The organism is Kitasatospora sp. NPDC094019 (assembly GCF_044764505.1).
Lineage (GTDB): Bacteria > Actinomycetota > Actinomycetes > Streptomycetales > Streptomycetaceae > Kitasatospora.
Genome location: NZ_JBIWIF010000002.1, coordinates 330,984 through 348,573, shown reverse-complemented (window position 1 = coordinate 348,573; position 17,590 = coordinate 330,984). Strand labels below are relative to the sequence as shown.

The 17,590-nt window shown below is 75.5% G+C and carries 18 protein-coding genes; 8 read left to right on the top strand and 10 right to left on the bottom strand.

Translation table 11 applies throughout. From position 1 onward, the window contains the following. The first annotated feature begins 119 nt into the window (after window positions 1-119). The 3 genes from ACIQ9P_RS06640 to ACIQ9P_RS06630 are packed head-to-tail and all read left to right on the top strand — an operon-like array spanning window position 120 to window position 3,365. The gene (locus ACIQ9P_RS06640) at window positions 120-1,244 is read left to right on the top strand and encodes a DegT/DnrJ/EryC1/StrS family aminotransferase (RefSeq protein ID WP_402350745.1); all 1,125 of its coding nucleotides are present in this window, start codon (window positions 120-122) and stop codon (window positions 1,242-1,244) included. Window positions 1,245-1,296: 52 nt separating this feature from the next. Further along, a complete protein-coding gene (locus ACIQ9P_RS06635; RefSeq protein ID WP_402350742.1) occupies window positions 1,297-2,265 on the top strand; it encodes an NAD-dependent epimerase/dehydratase family protein in 969 nt (322 codons plus the stop codon). 14 nt (window positions 2,266-2,279) lie between these two features. Continuing rightward, window positions 2,280-3,365, top strand: a complete 1,086-nt coding sequence (locus tag ACIQ9P_RS06630) for a hypothetical protein (protein WP_402350739.1) — start codon at window positions 2,280-2,282, stop codon at window positions 3,363-3,365. 49 nt (window positions 3,366-3,414) lie between these two features. Here the strand turns inward: ACIQ9P_RS06630 and ACIQ9P_RS06625 are convergent, their stop codons facing one another. The 8 genes from ACIQ9P_RS06625 to ACIQ9P_RS06590 form a co-directional block, all read right to left on the bottom strand. Then, a complete protein-coding gene (locus ACIQ9P_RS06625; protein WP_402350736.1) occupies window positions 3,415-4,152 on the bottom strand; it encodes a polysaccharide deacetylase family protein in 738 nt (245 codons plus the stop codon). Then, entirely contained in the window at window positions 4,149-5,003 is an 855-nt protein-coding gene (locus ACIQ9P_RS06620; RefSeq protein WP_402350733.1) for an SDR family NAD(P)-dependent oxidoreductase, read from the bottom strand. The genes ACIQ9P_RS06625 and ACIQ9P_RS06620 overlap by 4 nt, the downstream gene beginning before the upstream one ends. A 48-nt stretch (window positions 5,004-5,051) precedes the next feature. Further along, window positions 5,052-6,020, bottom strand: coding sequence for a hypothetical protein (locus ACIQ9P_RS06615; RefSeq protein ID WP_402350730.1), 969 nt, complete (start codon window positions 6,018-6,020; stop codon window positions 5,052-5,054). A 123-nt stretch (window positions 6,021-6,143) separates the two neighbouring features. Then, the gene (locus ACIQ9P_RS06610) at window positions 6,144-7,874 is read right to left on the bottom strand and encodes a condensation domain-containing protein (RefSeq protein ID WP_402350727.1); all 1,731 of its coding nucleotides are present in this window, start codon (window positions 7,872-7,874) and stop codon (window positions 6,144-6,146) included. A gap of 165 nt (window positions 7,875-8,039) precedes the next feature. Next, on the bottom strand, window positions 8,040-8,813 hold the full coding sequence (locus ACIQ9P_RS06605; protein WP_402350724.1) for a 4'-phosphopantetheinyl transferase family protein: 774 nt from the start codon (window positions 8,811-8,813) through the stop codon (window positions 8,040-8,042). Continuing rightward, entirely contained in the window at window positions 8,810-9,637 is an 828-nt protein-coding gene (locus ACIQ9P_RS06600) for a hypothetical protein (protein ID WP_402350721.1), read from the bottom strand. The genes ACIQ9P_RS06605 and ACIQ9P_RS06600 overlap by 4 nt, the downstream gene beginning before the upstream one ends. A gap of 3 nt (window positions 9,638-9,640) precedes the next feature. Beyond that, window positions 9,641-9,931, bottom strand: coding sequence for an acyl carrier protein (locus ACIQ9P_RS06595; RefSeq protein WP_340632990.1), 291 nt, complete (start codon window positions 9,929-9,931; stop codon window positions 9,641-9,643). Between the two features lie 117 nt (window positions 9,932-10,048). Then, a complete protein-coding gene (locus ACIQ9P_RS06590; protein ID WP_402350718.1) occupies window positions 10,049-10,981 on the bottom strand; it encodes a 3-oxoacyl-[acyl-carrier-protein] synthase III C-terminal domain-containing protein in 933 nt (310 codons plus the stop codon). A 147-nt stretch (window positions 10,982-11,128) separates the two neighbouring features. Here ACIQ9P_RS06590 and ACIQ9P_RS06585 point away from each other — a divergent pair, with 147 nt between their 5' ends. The 5 genes from ACIQ9P_RS06585 to ACIQ9P_RS06565 all read left to right on the top strand — a co-directional run bounded on the left by ACIQ9P_RS06585 (window position 11,129) and on the right by ACIQ9P_RS06565 (window position 15,160). Further along, window positions 11,129-11,428, top strand: coding sequence for a hypothetical protein (locus ACIQ9P_RS06585; protein WP_402350715.1), 300 nt, complete (start codon window positions 11,129-11,131; stop codon window positions 11,426-11,428). Next, the gene (locus tag ACIQ9P_RS06580) at window positions 11,425-12,606 is read left to right on the top strand and encodes a glycosyltransferase (RefSeq protein ID WP_402350712.1); all 1,182 of its coding nucleotides are present in this window, start codon (window positions 11,425-11,427) and stop codon (window positions 12,604-12,606) included. Before ACIQ9P_RS06585 ends, ACIQ9P_RS06580 begins: the two co-directional genes overlap by 4 nt. Window positions 12,607-12,721: 115 nt before the next feature. After that, window positions 12,722-13,687: an ATP-binding cassette domain-containing protein gene (locus tag ACIQ9P_RS06575; RefSeq protein WP_402350709.1), complete on the top strand. Its 966-nt coding sequence runs from the start codon at window positions 12,722-12,724 to the stop codon at window positions 13,685-13,687. A gap of 35 nt (window positions 13,688-13,722) precedes the next feature. Next, window positions 13,723-14,487, top strand: coding sequence for an ABC transporter permease (locus ACIQ9P_RS06570; protein WP_402350706.1), 765 nt, complete (start codon window positions 13,723-13,725; stop codon window positions 14,485-14,487). A 256-nt stretch (window positions 14,488-14,743) separates the two neighbouring features. Beyond that, window positions 14,744-15,160, top strand: a complete 417-nt coding sequence (locus ACIQ9P_RS06565; RefSeq protein ID WP_402350702.1) for a hypothetical protein — start codon at window positions 14,744-14,746, stop codon at window positions 15,158-15,160. Between the two features lie 87 nt (window positions 15,161-15,247). Here the strand turns inward: ACIQ9P_RS06565 and ACIQ9P_RS06560 are convergent, their stop codons facing one another. Both ACIQ9P_RS06560 and ACIQ9P_RS06555 read right to left on the bottom strand, forming a co-directional pair. After that, window positions 15,248-16,618: a PLP-dependent aminotransferase family protein gene (locus tag ACIQ9P_RS06560; RefSeq protein WP_402350699.1), complete on the bottom strand. Its 1,371-nt coding sequence runs from the start codon at window positions 16,616-16,618 to the stop codon at window positions 15,248-15,250. Beyond that, window positions 16,615-17,556: an alpha/beta hydrolase gene (locus ACIQ9P_RS06555; RefSeq protein ID WP_402350696.1), complete on the bottom strand. Its 942-nt coding sequence runs from the start codon at window positions 17,554-17,556 to the stop codon at window positions 16,615-16,617. Before ACIQ9P_RS06555 ends, ACIQ9P_RS06560 begins: the two co-directional genes overlap by 4 nt. Window positions 17,557-17,590: the final 34 nt, after the last annotated feature.

The window sequence follows — 17,590 nt, the reverse complement described above, 5'->3', positions numbered from 1 at the left end:
ACGTTCTGTGCCGGATTGTGCCGACCTGTCCGTCCAGACCCGTCCGTCGACGGTGACCGGAAGCCGCGGGCCCCGGAACACCGCCCGTCCGCAGCCCGTCCCGCAGCCGGAGGTGGCCCATGGGCGTTCCCGCCGCTCGCATCGTGTTCGACGAGAACGACCGCGCGACCGTCGCGGAGGCGGTGAGCGAGATGCTCGCCACCGGCGCGCTGACCCTCGGCCCCTGGACCGAGCGGTTCGAGCAGTCCTTCGCCGCCGAGCACGGCGCCACCCACGCCGTCGCCGTCGCCAGCGGCACCGCGGCGCTGGAGATCGTCCTGCGCGGCCTCGACGTCCGCGGCCGCGACGTGGTCGTCCCGGCCGTCACCTTCTACGCGACGGCCGGCGCGATCCTGCACGCCGGCGGCCGGCCGGTCTTCGCCGACGTCGACCCGGCGACGCTCGCGCTCGGCCCCGACACCCTGGCGGCCGCGCTCACCCCCGACACCGCCGCCGTGGTGCTGGTCCACATCGGCGGACTGATCACCCCCGAGGTCGACGCCCTGCGCGCGATCTGCGACGCCCGGGGCATCCCGCTGGTCGAGGACGCCGCCCACGCGCACGGCAGCAGCTACCTCGGACGCGCCGCCGGCACCTTCGGGGTGGCCGGGGCCTTCTCCTTCTACCCGACCAAGGTCACCACCAGCGGTGAGGGCGGCATGATCCTCACCGAGTCCGCCGAACTGCGCGACGAGGCCCGGATCCACCGCGACCAGGGCAAGGGTTCCTTCACCACCAACCACCACGTGCGGCTCGGCGCGTCCTGGCGGATGAGCGAGCCCAACGCCGCCATCGGCACCGTCCACCTCCGCCGGCTCAAGGAGTTCGTGGAGACCAGGCGCCGGGTCGCCCAGCGCTACGACGCGGCGCTCGGCGCGCTGGACGGCCTGACGCCCGTCACCGAGCCGGCCGGCTGCCGCGGCAACTACTACAAGTACGTCGCCCTGCTGCCGTCCGGGGTCGACCGCGCGGCGTTCAAACGGGCCGTCGCCGAGGAGTACGACGTCCGGCTGTCGGGCGAGGTCTACGACCTGCCGCTGCACCTGCAGCCGGTGCTCGCCCCGTACCGGCGGACGGCGCTGCCGGTCGCCGAGGACGTCTGCGCCCGGCAGATCTGCCTGCCGGTGCACTCCGACATGACCGAGGACGAGACCGAGCTGGTGATCGCGGCGGTGTCCGCCGTCCATCACCGCTTCACGGGCTGACGGACCGCGCCGGTCGGACGACCCGCGGCAGTCGAGAGAAAGGGAGAGAACCGTGCGGATAGCGGTCACCGGAGGATGCGGCTTCATCGGCTCACACGTCGTCGACCGGCTGCTCGCCGCCGGGCACGAGGTGCTCGCGGTGGACTCCACCGACAAGTACCTCAACCCCGACGCCGACCACGCGCGGATCGACATCCTCGACCTGCCCGCCCTCACCGGCGCCCTGGACGGCTGCGAGGTGGTGTTCCACCTGGCCGCGCAGGCCGACGTCGAACGGGTCGCCGCCGACCCGGTCGGCGCCGTGCGGGCCAACATCGACGGCACCGAGGCCGTCCTGGAGGCCGCCCGCCGCAACGACCTCAGCCGGACCGTCCTGGCCAGCACCGTCTGGGTGTACGGGGCGGCCCTCGGCGAGGCCGGGATGGAGGACGAGGAGCAGGAGCTCGACGAGCACGTGCCGATCGAGCTGGACCACAGCGGGCACCTCTACGTCGCCACCAAGCTGGCCGCCGAGATGCTCGTGCACAGCTACCGCCAGCTGTACGGACGGCACTTCACCATCCTGCGGTACGGCATCCCGTACGGGCCCCGGATGCGCGACGAGCTGGTCGTCGCCCGGTTCGTGCAGGCCGCGCTCGACGGGCGGCCGATCACCATCGCGGGCGACGGACGGCAGAGCCGCAACTTCGTCTACGTGGAGGACCTCGCCGACGCGCACGTCCGCGCCCTCTCCCCCGCCGCCGAGGACCAGACCTTCGCCCTGGAGGGCTCCACCCCGGTCTCGGTCCGCGACATCGCCGACACCGTCGACCGGCTGCTCGGACCGATCGCCATCGAGCACATCGAGGCCCGCACCGCCGACTACGCCGGGCGCCGGATCTCCGCCGCGCAGGCCAAGCGGCTGCTCGGCTGGTCTCCGCGCACCAACTTCGCCGACGGCGTGCGGCGGTACGCCGACTGGTACCGCTCCGAGGCCGCGCCCGGCTCCGGCCCCGCGGCCGGCCCCCGCCGGGGCGCCTGAACCGGGCCCGGGACGTGCCGCACGCGCTCCTGGTCTCCGGCTCGCTCGGCCAGGGCCACGACGTGATGGCCCGGGCCTGCGCGGACACGCTGGAGGCACGCGGCTGGACCACCAGCACGGTCGACGCGATGGCCCTGCTCGGGCAGCGCGCCGGCAACGCCGGGGAGGCGGTGTTCCGGCGGCTGCTGGAGCTGCCCGGCGTCTACGACGCGTTCCACTTCTCCGCCCTGCGCCCCGGCGCCCGGATCGCCCTGCTCGCCGACGCGGCGGCCCGGCGGCGGCTGGTCCCCGCCGTCCGGGCGCTGCTCGCGGAGCAGCGCCCGGAGCTGGTGGTCTCCGTGTTCGCCACCGCCACCTCCGCCGTCAACGAACTGCGCGGCGACCCGCCGGCCTTCCGGCACCTGGTGCTCTGCACCGACGTCACCCCGCACCGGCTCTGGGTGCAGGACGGCACGGACCTGTTCCTGGTCACCTCCGAGGTCGCCGCCTGCGGCGTCCGCCGCTACCGCCCGGACGCCCCGGTCGCCGTCCTGCCCGCACCGCTGCGGGCGCCGTTCTACCGACCTCCCTCGCGCGCCGGGGCCCGGGCCGAGCTGGGCGTGCCACCGGACGCGCGGTGCGTGCTGCTGATGTCCGGCGCCTGGGGCCTCGGCCCGCTCGCCCGCACCGCCGCCGAACTGGCCGACGCCGGACCGCACGTGCTCGCGGTGGCCGGCAGCAACACCGACCTCGAACGCCGCCTGCGCCGCGCCGCCGCTCGCCGGCCCCGGCTCCACCCCTTCGGCTGGACCGACCGGATCCCCGCCCTGATGGCCGCCGCCGACCTCGTCGTCACCAGCTCCGGCGACACCTGCAGTGAGGCCCGCGCCCTGGGCCGACGCCTCCTCCTCCTCGACGTCGTCCAGGGCCACGGCCGCGACAACCTCCAGCACGAACTGGAGTTGGGCCACGCCGACGTCGTCTCCGCCCGCCCGGCCGAGGTCGTCCGCTCCGCCCTCGCCGCCGCCGAACGCCCCGCCCCACCCCCCTCGCCGGGCGCCACCCCGGAGGGCTGGCGCACCGGCTTCACGGCAGCCCTCGCCGAAGTGGGCCTGGCCTGACACCACTGCGGGGCGCGAACAACCCGGGGTGGGCCGGGCCTTCCGCGGCTCATCGGCCGGGGTGGACGCCGTGGTCGCGGAGGGGGCCGAGGGTGAGGCCCCGGGTGCGGCAGTGGGTGGCGAGGAGGGGGAGGGCGGCGAGGGTGGCGCGCCAGGAGTCGGGGGCGGAGGTGCAGTCGGAGTCGTGCAGGAGGAGGGTGGCGCCGGGGGTGAGCTGGGCGCGGGCGGTGGCGAGGACGGAGGGGCCGGTGGCGCCGGGTTCCCAGTCGCGGCCCCAGGCCGTCCACAGGACGGTGCGCAGGCCGAGGCGGTGGGCGGCCAGGGCCTGGCCCGCGGCAAGGACGCCGTAGGGCGGGCGGTACCAGACCGGCGGGGTGCCGGTGAGGGCGGTCACGGCCTCGGTGGCGCGACGCAGTTCGCGCAGGTCGCGGGCGGGGGCCGGGTAGTACTGGCGGCGGTGGTGCCAGCCGTGGACGGCGACCTCGTGGCCGCGGGCGACCAGTTCGCGGCCCAGGTCCGGGGAGCGTTCGAGCATGGCGCCGAGGAGGAAGAAGGTGGCGCGGAGGCCGAGGGTGTCGAGGGCGTCGAGGATCGGCGGGGTGCCGCGCGGGTCCGGGCCGTCGTCGAAGGTGAGGGCGACGTGCCCCGGGGCGGTGCCGCGGCCGGCGGTGCGGCGGGCCAGCCGGCGCTCGACGGGCGGCAGGCGGACGGCGGCCGGGGCGAGGTGGAGCAGTTCGACGGCGGCCGCGGCGCCGAGCAGCGGACCGGTGCCCCTCGGGACCTTCACCCGAACCGTGCCGCCATCCGCCGGAAGAAGCCCGGGGCGGCGCCGTGGATCCGGGCCGGGAAGTCCAGCCAGTGCGGGAGGAAGGCCCGGTCTCGTTCGGTGGTGATCGCCGTGTGGACGAGGTCGGCCACCGCTTCGGCGGTGACGGGGCGGGGCCGTTCGCGCTGGTACTCGGTGCCGCGGGTGACGAAGAAGGGCGTCGCCACCGCTCCCGGGAGGATCAGGCGGACGCCGACGCCGGTGCCGCGCAGCTCGTACCAGAGGCTTTCGGCGAACATGGTCAGCCCGGCCTTGGTGGCGGCGTAGGCGGCCTCGTCGCGGACGCCGACCTGGCCGGCGATCGAGCCGAGCAGCACGATCCGGCCCCGGCCGCGCTCCAGCATGGCGGGCAGGAGCAGCCGGGCCAGCCGCAGCGGGGCGGCGAGGTTGACCTCCAGCATCCGGTCCAGGGTGTCGGTGGGGGTCTGCGCGAACGGGCCGCGCCAGCCGAGCCCGGCGCTGGCGATCAGGGCGTCCACCCGGCCGGTGGTGGCGAGGGCGGCTTCGGCGAGGCGCTGGGCGCCGTCGGGCTTGGCGAGGTCCGCGGGGAGCGGGCGGCCGCCGGTGCGGGCGGCGACGGCGTCGAGGCGGGGCTGGTCGGTACCGGAGAGCAGCAGTCGCCAGCCCGCGGTGGCGAGCCGGTCGGCGGTGGCGGTGCCGATGCCGGAGGAGGCGCCGGTCACGAGGGCGATCGGCGGGTTGTCGGCGGGGCGCCGCCGGGGCCTTCGGGACCGTCGGGAGCGTGGACGGGCGTCGTCCATGGCGGCCATGGCGTCCGTGCGGGCCGTGGCGTCCGTGGCGTCCGTGGTCATGGCACCTGCCGCTCTGTGCGCATCTTGCCGTCCGTTTTGTCCGGCAAATCACCTTTGCATGGCGGAGCCGTCCGGGCGACCGGGGTGCTGTCCGGGCCGCTCCGCGTCCGGAGCGGCCGGCGGGGACGGCGGGGACGGCGACGGCGGGGACGGCGACGGCGGGGACGGCGGGGAGAGCGGCGAGGGGCCCAGCTCGGACTCCACCTCGCCGAACCGGGACAGCACGAAGGTGCCGCCGACCGCCACCGCGAAGCCGGCCACCGCGCACCAGCCGTAGCCGGACCTGGCGGTGTCGCCGAGCGCCACCACCCCGACCAGCGCCGGGCCGAAGGTCTCCGACACCGTCCCCGCGGCCGTCACCGCGGTCACCGTGCCGCGCTGGAGCGCCAGCGCGTAGGCGAGGTAGCCGCCGAGACCGCCCAGAGCCAGCCCGTACGCGGCCGGGTCGGTGAACACGTCGAGCGGGCCGGAGACGTCGAGGACCCGGACGGCGAGGCTGGTGACACCGAAGCCGACACCCGCCAACAGGCCGAGGCCGACCGCCGCCGCGTTCCCGCCGCGACGGGCGAGGACGAGCGTGAGCAGCAGCATCAGCACGGTGGTGGCGAGCAGCGCCCAGTGGAACGCGGCGGCCGCGTGGTCGCGGCCCACCTGTCCGGAGCCGAGGGCCAGCAGGGTCAGTCCGACCACCACGGCGGCGATGCCCAGCAGGTCGGCGCGGTGCAGCCGGGCCCCGAGCAGCCGGGCGGCGGCGAGCGCGGTGACGGCGAGGCTGGCGTTGGTGACGGCCTGGACCAGGAACAGCGGCAGGGTGCGCAGGGCGACGACGCTCAGCGCGAAGCCCGCGATGTCCAGGCCGGTGCCGAGCAGGAACCGCCAGGACCGGAGCAGGGCGGCCAGCAGGCCGACCCGCACCCGGTCCGCGTGCGGCGCCTCCCGCGCGCCGCCCGCCTGGAACACCGAACCGAAGCCGAAGCAGACGGTCGCGACCAGGGCGGTGGTGAGTCCGAGCAGCATGGCCCTCCCGGCGTCGGGGCACCCCGGGGGCCGGGGTCCGTCCCCAGTCTCCGCCGGGCCCGGCCGGGCCGCAGCGGAGAAGCCGGGAGGAGGGGAGGGGAAGTGGAGAGGGAGAAGCCGTCCCTACTCCGCGAGAGCCTCCTCCGCCCGGCCGGAGCCCTCCGCGTCCGCGTCCAGGGTCGGCCAGGTGAGCAGCGGCAGCGGCCCGGGGTGGTGGTGGACGGCGTAGTGGTGCGGGGCCATCGCGGTCTCGCGGCCCGGGAGGGCGGCGACGACCGCGCGGTGGGCGTCGGCGGGGGTGAGGTCCCGGTCGGCGGTGGCGATCCGGGCGGTGAGGCGGCCCTCCCGGTGGCCGAGGTCGACCGCCGTGGCCCGCGCGCCGAGGGCGTCGGCGACCAGTGCGCGGACGGCCGCGAGGTCGATCCAGTCGGTGCCGACGCGCAGCCAGTCACCGGTGCGGGCGACCGGGCGCAGGCCGCTGAGCTCGGCCAGCCGGGCGAGCGGGAGCGGGCCCCCGGCGGCGGCCGCGAGGACGGCGGGGACGGCGCGGGCGAGGCGCTCGGCGTCGGCGCGCTCGAACACCTGGGGGCAGGCCAGCAGCACGAACTCCAGGCTGCCCGCGGTGCGCAGGATGTTGAACATGAGGCGCACCGGCAGCGGCTGGTCCGGCAGCCACTGGACCTCCGGGTCTGCGGTGGCGGCCGGGCGGGCGTCGGAGAGGGTGTCCGGGATGGCGAGGCTGAGGTCGTTGACGACGATCTGGCGGTTGAAGCGGGCGCCGCGCCGCTCGGCGACGTCCTCCACCAACTGCCAGACCTTGTCGGCGTTGAGCGTGCTGTGCCAGTAGCCGGTGAAGGAGGCGACCTTGGTGCGGCCGATCAGGGCGTCCAGGTCGTCGTCGGCGGAGACCGGGCCGACCTCCAGGGCGATCAGGGCGTCCTGGGCCAGGGTGCCGATGTGGTCGGCGAGGGCGGAGCGCTGGCGGTTCGCCGACAGGGCCGAGATCACCAGATCGGTGCGGGCGGCGCGGTGCGCGGCGAGGGCGGCGAAGACCGCGAAGAGGACGGCCGAGGGGCCCGCCGCGGTGCGGCGGCAGACCGCTTCGAGGTCGGCGGCGGCGGTCCGGGAACGCAGCAGCAGGGTGGCCATCCCGTCGGGCCGGCCGGTGCTCATGCCGTCGGCGGAGAAGGAGCTCGACGGTCCGGTGGTGAGGACCGCCTCCCAGTGCTTGAGCGCGGCCGCGGTCTTGCGGCGCCCCTGGGCGCTCTGCTCCAGGGCGGCCAGTTCGAGCGGAGTGCGGGAGCCGGACGGCGGCAGCTCGGTGCCGGTGGCCAGGGCCAGCCAGTCGCGGATCAGCAGGGTGACCGCGACGCCGTCGACCCCGGCGTGACAGCCCACCACGACCAGCCGGTGGACGAGTTCGCCCTCGGCGACGAGGGTGAAGCGCAGCCGCGGGGCGGCGGCCAGGTCGAACGGCAGGGCGACGTCGGCCCGGCCCACCTCCGCGGCGAGGGCGTCGACCTCGGCGCCCGTACGGTCGCCCACGGGAACCAGGGCGACGGTGAACTCGCCCTCGGCGCGCACCTCCTGGCGTTCGGGGAAGCCGTCCTCGCCGGGGCCGGGCGGGAACGCGGTGCGCAACGACTCGTGCCGCTCCAGCAGTTGGCGCAGGGCGTCGACGGCGGTGGCCACGGTGGTGCCCTCGGGGACGGGCCAGACCGACTCGCGGTTGATCTGTTCGGGCCGGTCGCGCCGGATGCAGCGGATCATGTTGTCCTGGCCGAGGGTGAGCGGGCCGGAGCCGCCTCCCACGCCCTGGAAGCGGGCCGTGATCAGGCCCCGGGTCTCGGTCACGTCGTGCGTCATCACGTCGAACGCGCCCTTCGGTTCGCAGGTCTGGGCGGGGTGCGGTCGGGACGCTACCAGCGGGCCGATCATGTGGTCCAGACCAGAAACCTGGGATACCCGCGGGCCTTTCGTGACGTACCCGAGACTTCGTCAACTACCTGACATGGCAGGTCAAACGGGTGGTGACCAGATCCGGTGGCGAACGACGGTCGGGCGGGCGCCGACCGCCGCCACCGCGGCCCGGAACGCGCCGGGGGCGGGCACGTCCTCGACCCGGCAGGGACCGGGGCCGAGCGCCCCGGGGTCGGCGAGCAGCACCGGCGACGGCCCGTCCAGCGGCAGCCCGAAGCCCTGCACCAGCCGCCCGCCGTACGCCTTGACGCACGCCTCGCGGCGGCACCACAGCACGGTGAACCGCCCGGCCGGGTCCGGGTCGGCGGCGACCGCCCCGGCCTCGCCGGCCGGGAAGTACCGCCGGGCCATCCGCACCGCGACCCGGGCGTCACGGACCTCCTCGACGTCCACCCCGACGGCGCGCTCCTCGGTGAACGCGACGGCGGCGAGGGCGCCGGAGGCGGAGTGGTTGACTGCGAGGCCCTCGATCCCGGGCTTGCCGTGCGGACCGTAGTGCCAGGCGAGTCGGGCGGGGTCGCGGCCGAGCCGGGCTCCGGCGAGCAGGCGGACGGCGCCGTGGGCGACGGCGAACCGTCGCCCGAAGCGCCGGTCCGGCCCGTCCGCGCGGGCACGTTCGACCGGGTCGAGCAACTCGCGCAGCGCGCGGACCACCGGCTCCGGCTGGTCGGTGGGGATCAGCCACACGTCGACGAGGTCGGCGCGGTCCGGCGGAGCGCCCGAACCGTGTTGACCGGCGGGGCTGTTGGAAGCGGCGGACGCGATGGAAGCGGCGGGCCCGGTGCCGGCCGGAGCCGCACCGGGGCCGATCATGACGGCGGGCCGGCGCGCAGGGTCAGAGTGGAGAGCACGCCGAGCCTCGGGTCGAGGTCGGCCAGCAGTACGGGTCGCCGTTCGGACCGCCAGGCGGGCAGCCGTTCGGCGAGCGCCGACCACAGTCCGGTGAACGGCTGCCCGGCGGGGGTGTGCACGGCGTCCGGACCCGGCACCTCCAGCCCGGCGGCGAGCAGGACGGCGACTTCCCCGCCCCGCGTCTCCTCCCTCAGCGCCTTCACCTGTCGGCGGACCTCCTCGGCGGCCGATTCGGCCGTCGCACCGCTTTCCTGATGAATCGTCAGTTCTTCTCCGGGCAAGGTCTCGCAGACCAGGACGACCGCGCAGTGGCGGTCCGGCAGGGTGACCGGTTCGGGCGGCCGGTGGTGCAGGGTGGTCTGCTCGGCGAGGACGACCACGGCGCGCCCGGCGACACCGGTCCGCTGGTACGCGAGCGCGGCGCGCAGTGCGGCGAACGCGCCCGCGGTGCCCTGGTCGCAGAGCGCGAGCGCGGTGGGCGTGCCGGCGCAGGAGCGGCTGAGCGCGAGCGAGGTGGGCGCGCCGGGCCGGACGTCGGGCGAGTCGAACGCCTGGATCAGCACGTCCGCCGGTTCGTCCGGCCCGAGCGCCTCGGCGAGCAGGCCGGCGGCCAGTTCCTCGTAGGCGTGCCCGACCCCTTCGGCCAGCAGGTCCTCGCGCAGCGGCAGGCCGTACGGGCGGACCAGGTCGGCGACGAAGACCCGGAGGTCGGGGTCGAGGGAGAGCTCGGAGCGGCCGTCGGCGTACCGCGTCAGCACCCGGGTGAGACCCGGGGCGGCGGACACCGGTCAGTCCTCGGCGATGACGTGCGAGGCGACGTAGTCGGCCAGGTTGGTGACCGAGCGCAGGTCGTCCTCGGTGATCTGCTCGACGTCGACCTGGATGTCGAGCGCCTCCTCGACCTCCAGGATCAGCTCGATGGTGCCGGCCGAGGTGAGGCCGAGGTCGTCGAAGAGGCAGGCGTTCTCGGGGATCTCGAACGGGTCCCGCTTGAGGACGCGCGGGATCAGCTCGCCGAGGCTGTGCAGGATCCGGACGCGCAGCTCGGTGTCGGTGGTCTGGACCACTTGGTCGGACATGGGTGGGACCGTCCCATCGTGCGTGGTGGAGTGGGGCGGAGCGGCCGGAGGACCGGCGCCCGGGGGAGAGAACAAGGACCGGGGAGGACGGACCGACGGCGGGTCGGCCGTCCGGCGTCAGTGCTCGACGACCATGGCGGAGAAGGTCGCTCCGATACCGGCGGCCGCGAGGAGGTAGCGGTCGCCCCGCTCCAGCAGTCCCCGCGTCGTGGCGGTGTGCAGATTGATGAGCCCGTCCGCAGCGAAACTGTGCCCCACCGACGTCACGTTGTCCAGCACCACCTTCCCGATCGGGAAGCCGATCCGGCGCGCGATCGTGCGCCAGGATGCCTGGTTGACGTTGTGCGGAAGCACCAGCGCCAGGTCGGAGAGGTCCAGACCTGCCTGGTCCAGGGCGGCCTCGATCGCCTCGACCATCACGTCCGGGTACTCCCGCTGGTAGCGGGCGAGCAGGTCCGGGTCCTCGGCCAGCCGGCCGTCGAACTCGGGGCGCTGGCGCACCGCGTAGGACAGCACCCGGTCACGTTCGCCGTCGGCGCTGACCAGACAGGCGGCCGCGCCCTCGGCGAAGATACCGGTCTCCGGCACCACCTGGGCGTCCTTGGTGAAGGTCTTCTCCCCGGCCAGCACCAGGGCCAGCGCCCGCGGGTCGGGATCTCCGGCGAGCAGGCGCCCGGCCAGGTCGACGGCCAGCAGGCCGACGGCGCAGGCGTGGTGGGTCACGGTGAAGCCCTGGGCGTGGCCCAGGCCGTAGCGGTGGAGCAGGTCGTGCAGGGGGTTGAGCGGGTACGGCACAGCCACCGGCATGCTGCGCGCGTGGATCACGAAACGGACGTCCCGTTCGCGTCCACGCAGCTCCGGAAGGGCGTCGACGGCGGCGTTGAGCAGGTCGGGCAGCTTCCCGTCCGGGTCCAGTCGCAGCTGGTCCAGGCCGTGGAAACGGCGGAAGAGTCTGAGTTGACGTGGGGTCAGGCCAAGTCGCTCGCCCACTGCCTCGATGGGCACAGTGTGGTGGGGGAGGTGGACGGCCACTGCCTCCAGTGCGGTCACGCGGGCTAGTATTCCCACGCCCGACGGGTCCGCACAAGTGATCTCGGGCGGTTGCGGCACACAAGTCCGCACAGCTCACCCCACGGAACGCGCACTCCCTGTGCCGCCGTCCCCCGCCCCCGCGTCGTCGAGCCGGTGGAGTCCCTGATGAATGATCGTGAACGTCCCGTCCCGGTACCGCCGGTCCGTCCGGCCCTGGTGGCACTGCTGGCGGAGGCCGCCCAGGCGCCGCCCGGCTGGGCCGCCGGCGTGACCGCGTCGTCCCGGCTGGACGGCGACCTGTTGCTGGACGAGACCGAGCTCGCCGCACTGGACGAGGGCCTGCGCCGGAGCTTCGGCCCGGCGGCGGACCTCGCCGCGCTGCGGGCCGGCCTGGACCTGGCCGCGCTGGAGGCCCTCACCGTCGCCGATATCGAGCGGCTGCTGCCCGCGGAGGACGCCCGATGAGCCGATTCCTGCTGGTGGTCCCGCCACTGACCGGGCATGTCAATCCGACCGTGGGCCTGGCCCGGGAGCTGGTGGCGCGCGGCCACGAGGTGGCCTGGACGGGCACCGAGTCGGCGCTGCGTCCGCTGCTCGGGCCGGACGCGACCGTGTTCGGCACCGGCACCCGGGCGTTCCGGGCGCAGGGCGGGCACGGACTGGCCGCCGTCCGCTCGCTCTGGGAGGGCTTCATCGTCCCGTACGCGCGGTTCACCACCAAGGCGCTGGACGCGGCGGTGCGGGAGTTCCGGCCGGACGCGCTGCTGGTGGACCAGCACACCCCGGCCGGAGCGCTGGTGGCGCACCGGCACCGGCTGCCCTGGGGCACTCTGGCGCCGGGGGCGATGGAGCTGGGGCGGCCGTTCCGGGGGCTGCCGCTGCTGGAGGAGTGGATGACCGGCCTGCTCCTGGGCCTGTGGCGGCGGGCCGGGCTGCCCGAGGAGGAGTACGTCGACCCGCGCTTCTCCCCCGCCCTGGTGCTCTCCTTCACCGGTCCGGCGCTCACCGGTCCGGAGTCCGCTCCCGCTCACCACGCCGCGGTCGGACCGGTGCTGACGGAGCGGCCGGCCGATCCGGCGTTCCCCTGGGACGAGCTGCTCCCGGGGCGCCGCCGGGTGCTGGTCACCATGGGCACCCTGTCCGGCGAGCTCGGCGCGGACTTCCTGGGCCGGGCGGTACGGGCGCTGGAGCTGTGCGGGCCGGACGTGCAGCCGGTGTTCGCGGCGCCGGGCGGGCTGCTGCCCGAGCTGCCCCCGCACGTGGTGGCGGTGGACCGGGCCCCGGTGCTGGAGCTGATGCGGCGCGGGGTGCTGGACGCGGTGCTCTGCCACGGCGGGATGAACACCGTCGGCGAGGCCCTGGTGCACGGACTGCCGCTGGTCACGGCGCCGATCCGGCACGACCAGCCGTTCGTGGCGGCCCAGGTGGCGGCCGCCGGGGCGGGACCGCGGGTGCCGTTCGCCCGGGTGACACCGGATCACCTGGCGGCGGCCCTGCGGAGCGTGCTGGACGAGCCCGGGTACCGGGCGGCGGCGGCCCGGGTCGGGGCGGAACTGCTCGCCGGCGGCGGGGCCGCGGCGGCGGCCGACCGGGTGGAGGCACTGGTCACACCGGGTGCCCCTCTGGCCAATCCATTGGTCTAGGCCATTGTTTCCGGGGTGCCGGAACCCCTAGGGTGGCGCGCAGCACCACTTCCCAGGTGTCCCGCGCGCCGTCTTCCGGCGCCCCGGCAACCCCATCCCCGCACGGGAGTTCTGGTTGATCGAGACCAAGGGGCTCAGAAAGTCCTACCCCTCCAAGAAACGCGGCCAGCCCCCCGTGGACGCCGTCCGAGGCATCGACCTCGACGTCGCTCCGGGTGAGATCTTCGGTTTCCTCGGCCCCAACGGCGCCGGGAAGACCACCACCCTGCGGATGCTCGCCACCCTGATCCGCCCCGACGGCGGCGAGGCCCGGATCGCCGGGGCCGACCTGTTCGCCGACCCCGCCGAGGTCCGCCGCCGGATCGGCTACGTCGCCCAGGGCGGCGGCACCACCGACGCCGTCACCGCGCGCGAGGAACTCGTGATGCAGGCGCGGCTGCACGGCACCGGCAAGGCCGAGGCCGTCCACCGCGCCGAGGAGGCGCTCGCCGCCTTCGAGCTCACCGAGTTCGCCGACCGGCCGTGCCGCACCTACTCCGGCGGCCAGCGCCGCCGGGTGGACATCGCGCTCGGCGTCATCCACTCCCCCAAGGTGCTGTTCCTGGACGAGCCCACGGTGGGCCTCGACCCGGCCAGCCGCGGCCACGTCTGGACCGAGATCCGGCGACTGCGCGGCGAGGGCATGACCGTCGTCGTCACCACGCACTACCTCGACGAGGCGGACGCGCTCTGCGACCGGGTCTCCATCGTCGACCACGGCGGCATCGTCGCCGAGGGCACTCCGGAGACCCTCAAGCGCGAGATATCCGGCGACGTCGTGCTCATCGGCCTCGGCGCCGGCGAGGCCGAGCGCGCCGCCAAGGCCCTGCGCGAGCAGCCCGGCCTGCCGGAGCTGCACCGCCTGGAACTGCGCGACGAGGACGGGCTCCGGCTCTACCTGGACGACGGCGCCGCCGCCGTCCCGCACCTGCTGCGCGCCCTCGACGGGGCGGGCGTCACCACCGGCACCGTGCAACTGCAACGCCCCAGCCTGGACGACGTGTTCCTGGCCCGCACGGGCCGCTCCATCGAGCAGTCCTGACCCTCACCTCCGATCATCCCCGAGGAGGGGCTCCGATGAAGCTCGCCCGCGACACCTGGCTGGTGTTCCAGCGCCAGTTGCTGCTGATGTGGCGAACCCCGGTCTGGATCGCCGTCGGCGTGGTCCAGCCGATCTTCTACCTGCTGCTGTTCGCACCACTGCTGAAGCAGGTGCTGGCGCCGATGGGCGCGACCACCTACGCCGAGGCGTACCAGATCTACGTGCCGGGCCTGTTGGCGGTGCTGTGCATCTTCGGCGGCCTGTACACCGGCTTCAGCCTGCTCGGCGAACTCAAGGCCGGCATCATCGAGCGGGCCCGGGTGACCCCGGTCAGCCGGCTCGCGCTGCTGCTCGGCCGGGCGCTGCGGGAGACCGTGGCGTTGCTCGTCCAGGCGGTGATCATCACGCTGATCGCGCTGCCGTTCGGCCTCCGGGTCGGCCCGCTGAACCTGCTGCTGGCCTTCCTGCTGATGGGCCTGCTCGCGCTGATGACCTCGGCGATCTCGTACGGGATCGCGCTGGTGCTGCCGGCCGACGAGGCGATGGCGCCGGTGGTGAACACCCTCGCCCAGCCGATCGCGCTGCTCTCGGGGGTGCTGCTGCCGCTGGCGCTGGCGCCGATGTGGCTGCAGACGATGGCCAAGTGGAACCCCTTCTACTGGGCCGTGGAGGGCATGCGCGCGCTGTTCTCGGGCCACGTCGGGGACAGCGTGGTCTGGCAGGGGCTGCTGGTGGTCGCCGTGATGACGGTGGCGGCCGTGTACTGGTCGGCCCGGCTGTTCTCGACCCGGGTGCGCTGAGCCCGGCCCCGGACGGACCGGCGGACGGGGAGAAGGACCAGCGGGAGGCGGGCGGGCCGGGCCGGAGGGGATCCGGTCCGCCCGCCTTCCGGTCTGTCCGGAGGCGGTTCGGAGGCGCCTCGGACGCTGTCCTGACGCACCGCCGACACCACTCCGGAGGCCGGCGGTCGGCACCGTCCGGCCGGTTGTGGGGCGGGTGTCGCGGCCCTATCGTCGGGACCGCCCGACCGTCCGTCCCCGCCCCAGGAGGAACCGTATGAGCCCCCGGTCCGAGAACAGCCCGGCCCCCGCACGACGTCGCGGCGCCCGCCTGGCCATCGCGGGCGGGGCCATCGCCGCGCTGCCGGTGGTCGGCCTGCTCGCCGCGGGCCCGGCCGCCGCCAAGCCGCCGGTCAAGGCCGCCGAGGTCGCGCCGGAGGTGGTGGCCGCGAAGCCGCCGACGAAGGCCGTCGCCGCCAAACCGCCGATGAAGGCCGTCGCCGCGAAGCCCCCGGTCAAGGCACTCGCCGCCAAGCCGCCGATGAAGGCGGTCCCGGCGAAGCCGCCGACGAAGGCCGTCGCCGCGAAGCCGCCCGTCAAGGCCCTGGCCGCCAAGCCCCCGATGAAGGCCGTCCCCGCCAGGCCGCCCGCCAAGGCCACCGCGAGCGACCCCCGGGCCGCCCTGGGCCGCTGACGCCCCGCCGGACCTCGCCGCGCACGACAGAACGGCGGTGCCCCTTCGTGCAAGGGGCACCGCCGTTGGTCGTGCGCGAGCCGCGTGCTAACCGGCCGTACCGCTCCCGGCCCGCAGGAATCCCGCCAGTCGGGCCACACCCTCCGCGATCCGCTCGGGCGTCAGCGAACTGATGGAGAGCCGCAGTCGGCGCTCCCCGCCCCCGGCCGGGTAGAACGGCGCCATCGGCGTCCACAGCACGCCGAAGTCCCGCGCGCACCGCTCCATCGCCGCCTCGTCGGCCGCGAACGCCACCGTGAGCACGGCGAAGAACCCGCCCTCCGGCAGGTTCCAGGACACGCCCAGGCGGTCCCGCTCGGCGGCCGGGAGCTGCCGTTCCAGCTCGGCCAGCAACGCGCCCATCGCGGCCGCGTAGTGGGCCGTCGCGGGGGCGTTGGCGGCCCGCAGCCGGCAGTCGTGGGTCAGCAGCATCCCGCCGATCACCGCCTGGCTGAGGGCCGGGGTGTTGACCGTCGTCATGCTCTTCAGCTTGGCGATCTCGTCGGCCAGCAGGGTGCGCCGGCCCCCCGGACCGACCACATCCTGGTCCGCGACCAGGTAGCCGAGCCGCGCGCCGGGGAAACAGGTCTTGGCGAAGGAACCCAGGTAGACGACCCGGCGGTCGCGGTCCAGCGCCTTCAGGGTGGGCCTGCTGCCGATGTCCCGGGCGAAGAAGCCGTACGGGTTGTCCTCGACGATCAGCAGGCCCTCCTCGGCGGCGGTCTCCAGCAGCCGGGCCCTGGCGGCCACCGGCATCGAGGTGCCGGAGGGGTTGGCGAAGTCCGGCACCACGTACAGGGCACGCGGGCGCCGGCCGGCGGCGCGGACCTCCCGCGCGGCGGCGCGGACGGCGGCCGGGTCCGGCCCGCCCTCCGGCCCCTCGGGAACCGGCACCGTGGTCAGGTCGAGCAGTCGCGCCGCCCCGGTGACGCCGACGTAGCAGGGCGAGCTGACCAACAGGACGTCGTCGGGGCCGGCGCAGAGCGCGCGCAGCGTCAGCAGCATGCCCTCCTGGGCACCGACGGTCAGCACCAGCGCCTCGGGGGCCACGGTGAGGCCCTCGTCGTGGGCCAGGGTGCGGGCGACGAGGTCGTTGATGATGCCCTTGGTCGGACCGTACTGGAACAGCGTGGTGCGGATCGCGTCGCGGCCGAGACCGGTGGCCGCCAGGTGGTCGAGGTAGGCGTCCAGGTAGGCCGGGACGTCCTCGGGCTCGAAGAAGCCCTCGTAGGGGCGGCCGGGGGCGAAGGAGATCGCCTGCGGGTAGCGGGTGGTGACCTCGTTCAGGAAGGTCATCGCGTCCAGCAGCGGGTCCGCGAGCGAGCCGTGCAGCTCCGCGAGCGGGAGGGTGACGGGCCCGGTGGCGGTCCCCGCGGACGGGCCGGACGGCGTGGCGGGGGCGGCGGCGGGGGCGCTCACGCGAGGGCCTCGCGCAGTCGCGCGGCCGCGTACGCCTGGGCCTCGGCGGCGCCGTCCAGGGTGCCGGTCATGGCGAAGAAGCCGTGCGGCATGCCCTCCCAGCGGCGCAGCTCGACCGGGACCCCGGCCGCGCGCAGCGCCTCGGCGTACTGCTCGCCCTCGTCGCGCAGCGGGTCGTACTCGGCGGTGACGACGGTGGCGGGCGGCAGGCCGGTCAGGTCCTCGGCCCGCAGCGGGGAGGCGTGCGGGTGCTCGCCGTCGGCCGGGTCGGCCAGGTAGTTGCCCCAGTACCAGGCGACCGAGCGGCGGTTGAACAGCGCCGGGTCGTCGTGCTCACGCAGCGACGGGGTGTCGGCGCGGGCGTCGGTGTTGGGGTAGACGAGCAGCTGGTGACGGAGCGCGGGGCCGCCCCGGTCGCGGGAGAGCAGGGCCAGCACGGCGGCGAGGTTGCCGCCCGCGCTGTCCCCGGCGACGGCGAGGCGCCCGGTGTCGAGGCCCAGTTCCTCCCCCTGGGCCGCGAGCCAGTCGGCCGCGGCGGCGCAGTCCTGGACGGCGGCGGGGAAGGGGTGCTCGGGGGCCAGCCGGTAGCCGACGGAGGCGGTGGCGCAGCCGACGGCGTTGGTCAGCGCGCGGCAGATCGCGTCGCTGGTGTCGGGCGAGCCGAGGGTCCAGCCGCCACCGAACAGGTAGAGCAGGACGGGCGGTCGGCTGCCGTCGGCGGGCGGCGCGGGGCGGTAGAGGCGGAGCGTGAGTTCGCCGCCGGGGCCGGGGAGGCGGTGCTCCTCGACGGACTCGACCGGCTCGGGCGTGCCCGCGGCGGCGCGGATGTCGGCGAGGTCGGCGGCGCGGGCCTCGGCCACGGTGAGGCGGTAGAGCGGGGGTGTGCCGGCGCTGGCGCGGCGGTCGCGCAGGGCCTGGGCCTGGGGGTGCAGGGGCATCGGGGTTCCTCGGGACGGCGGCCGGCCGCGGCGG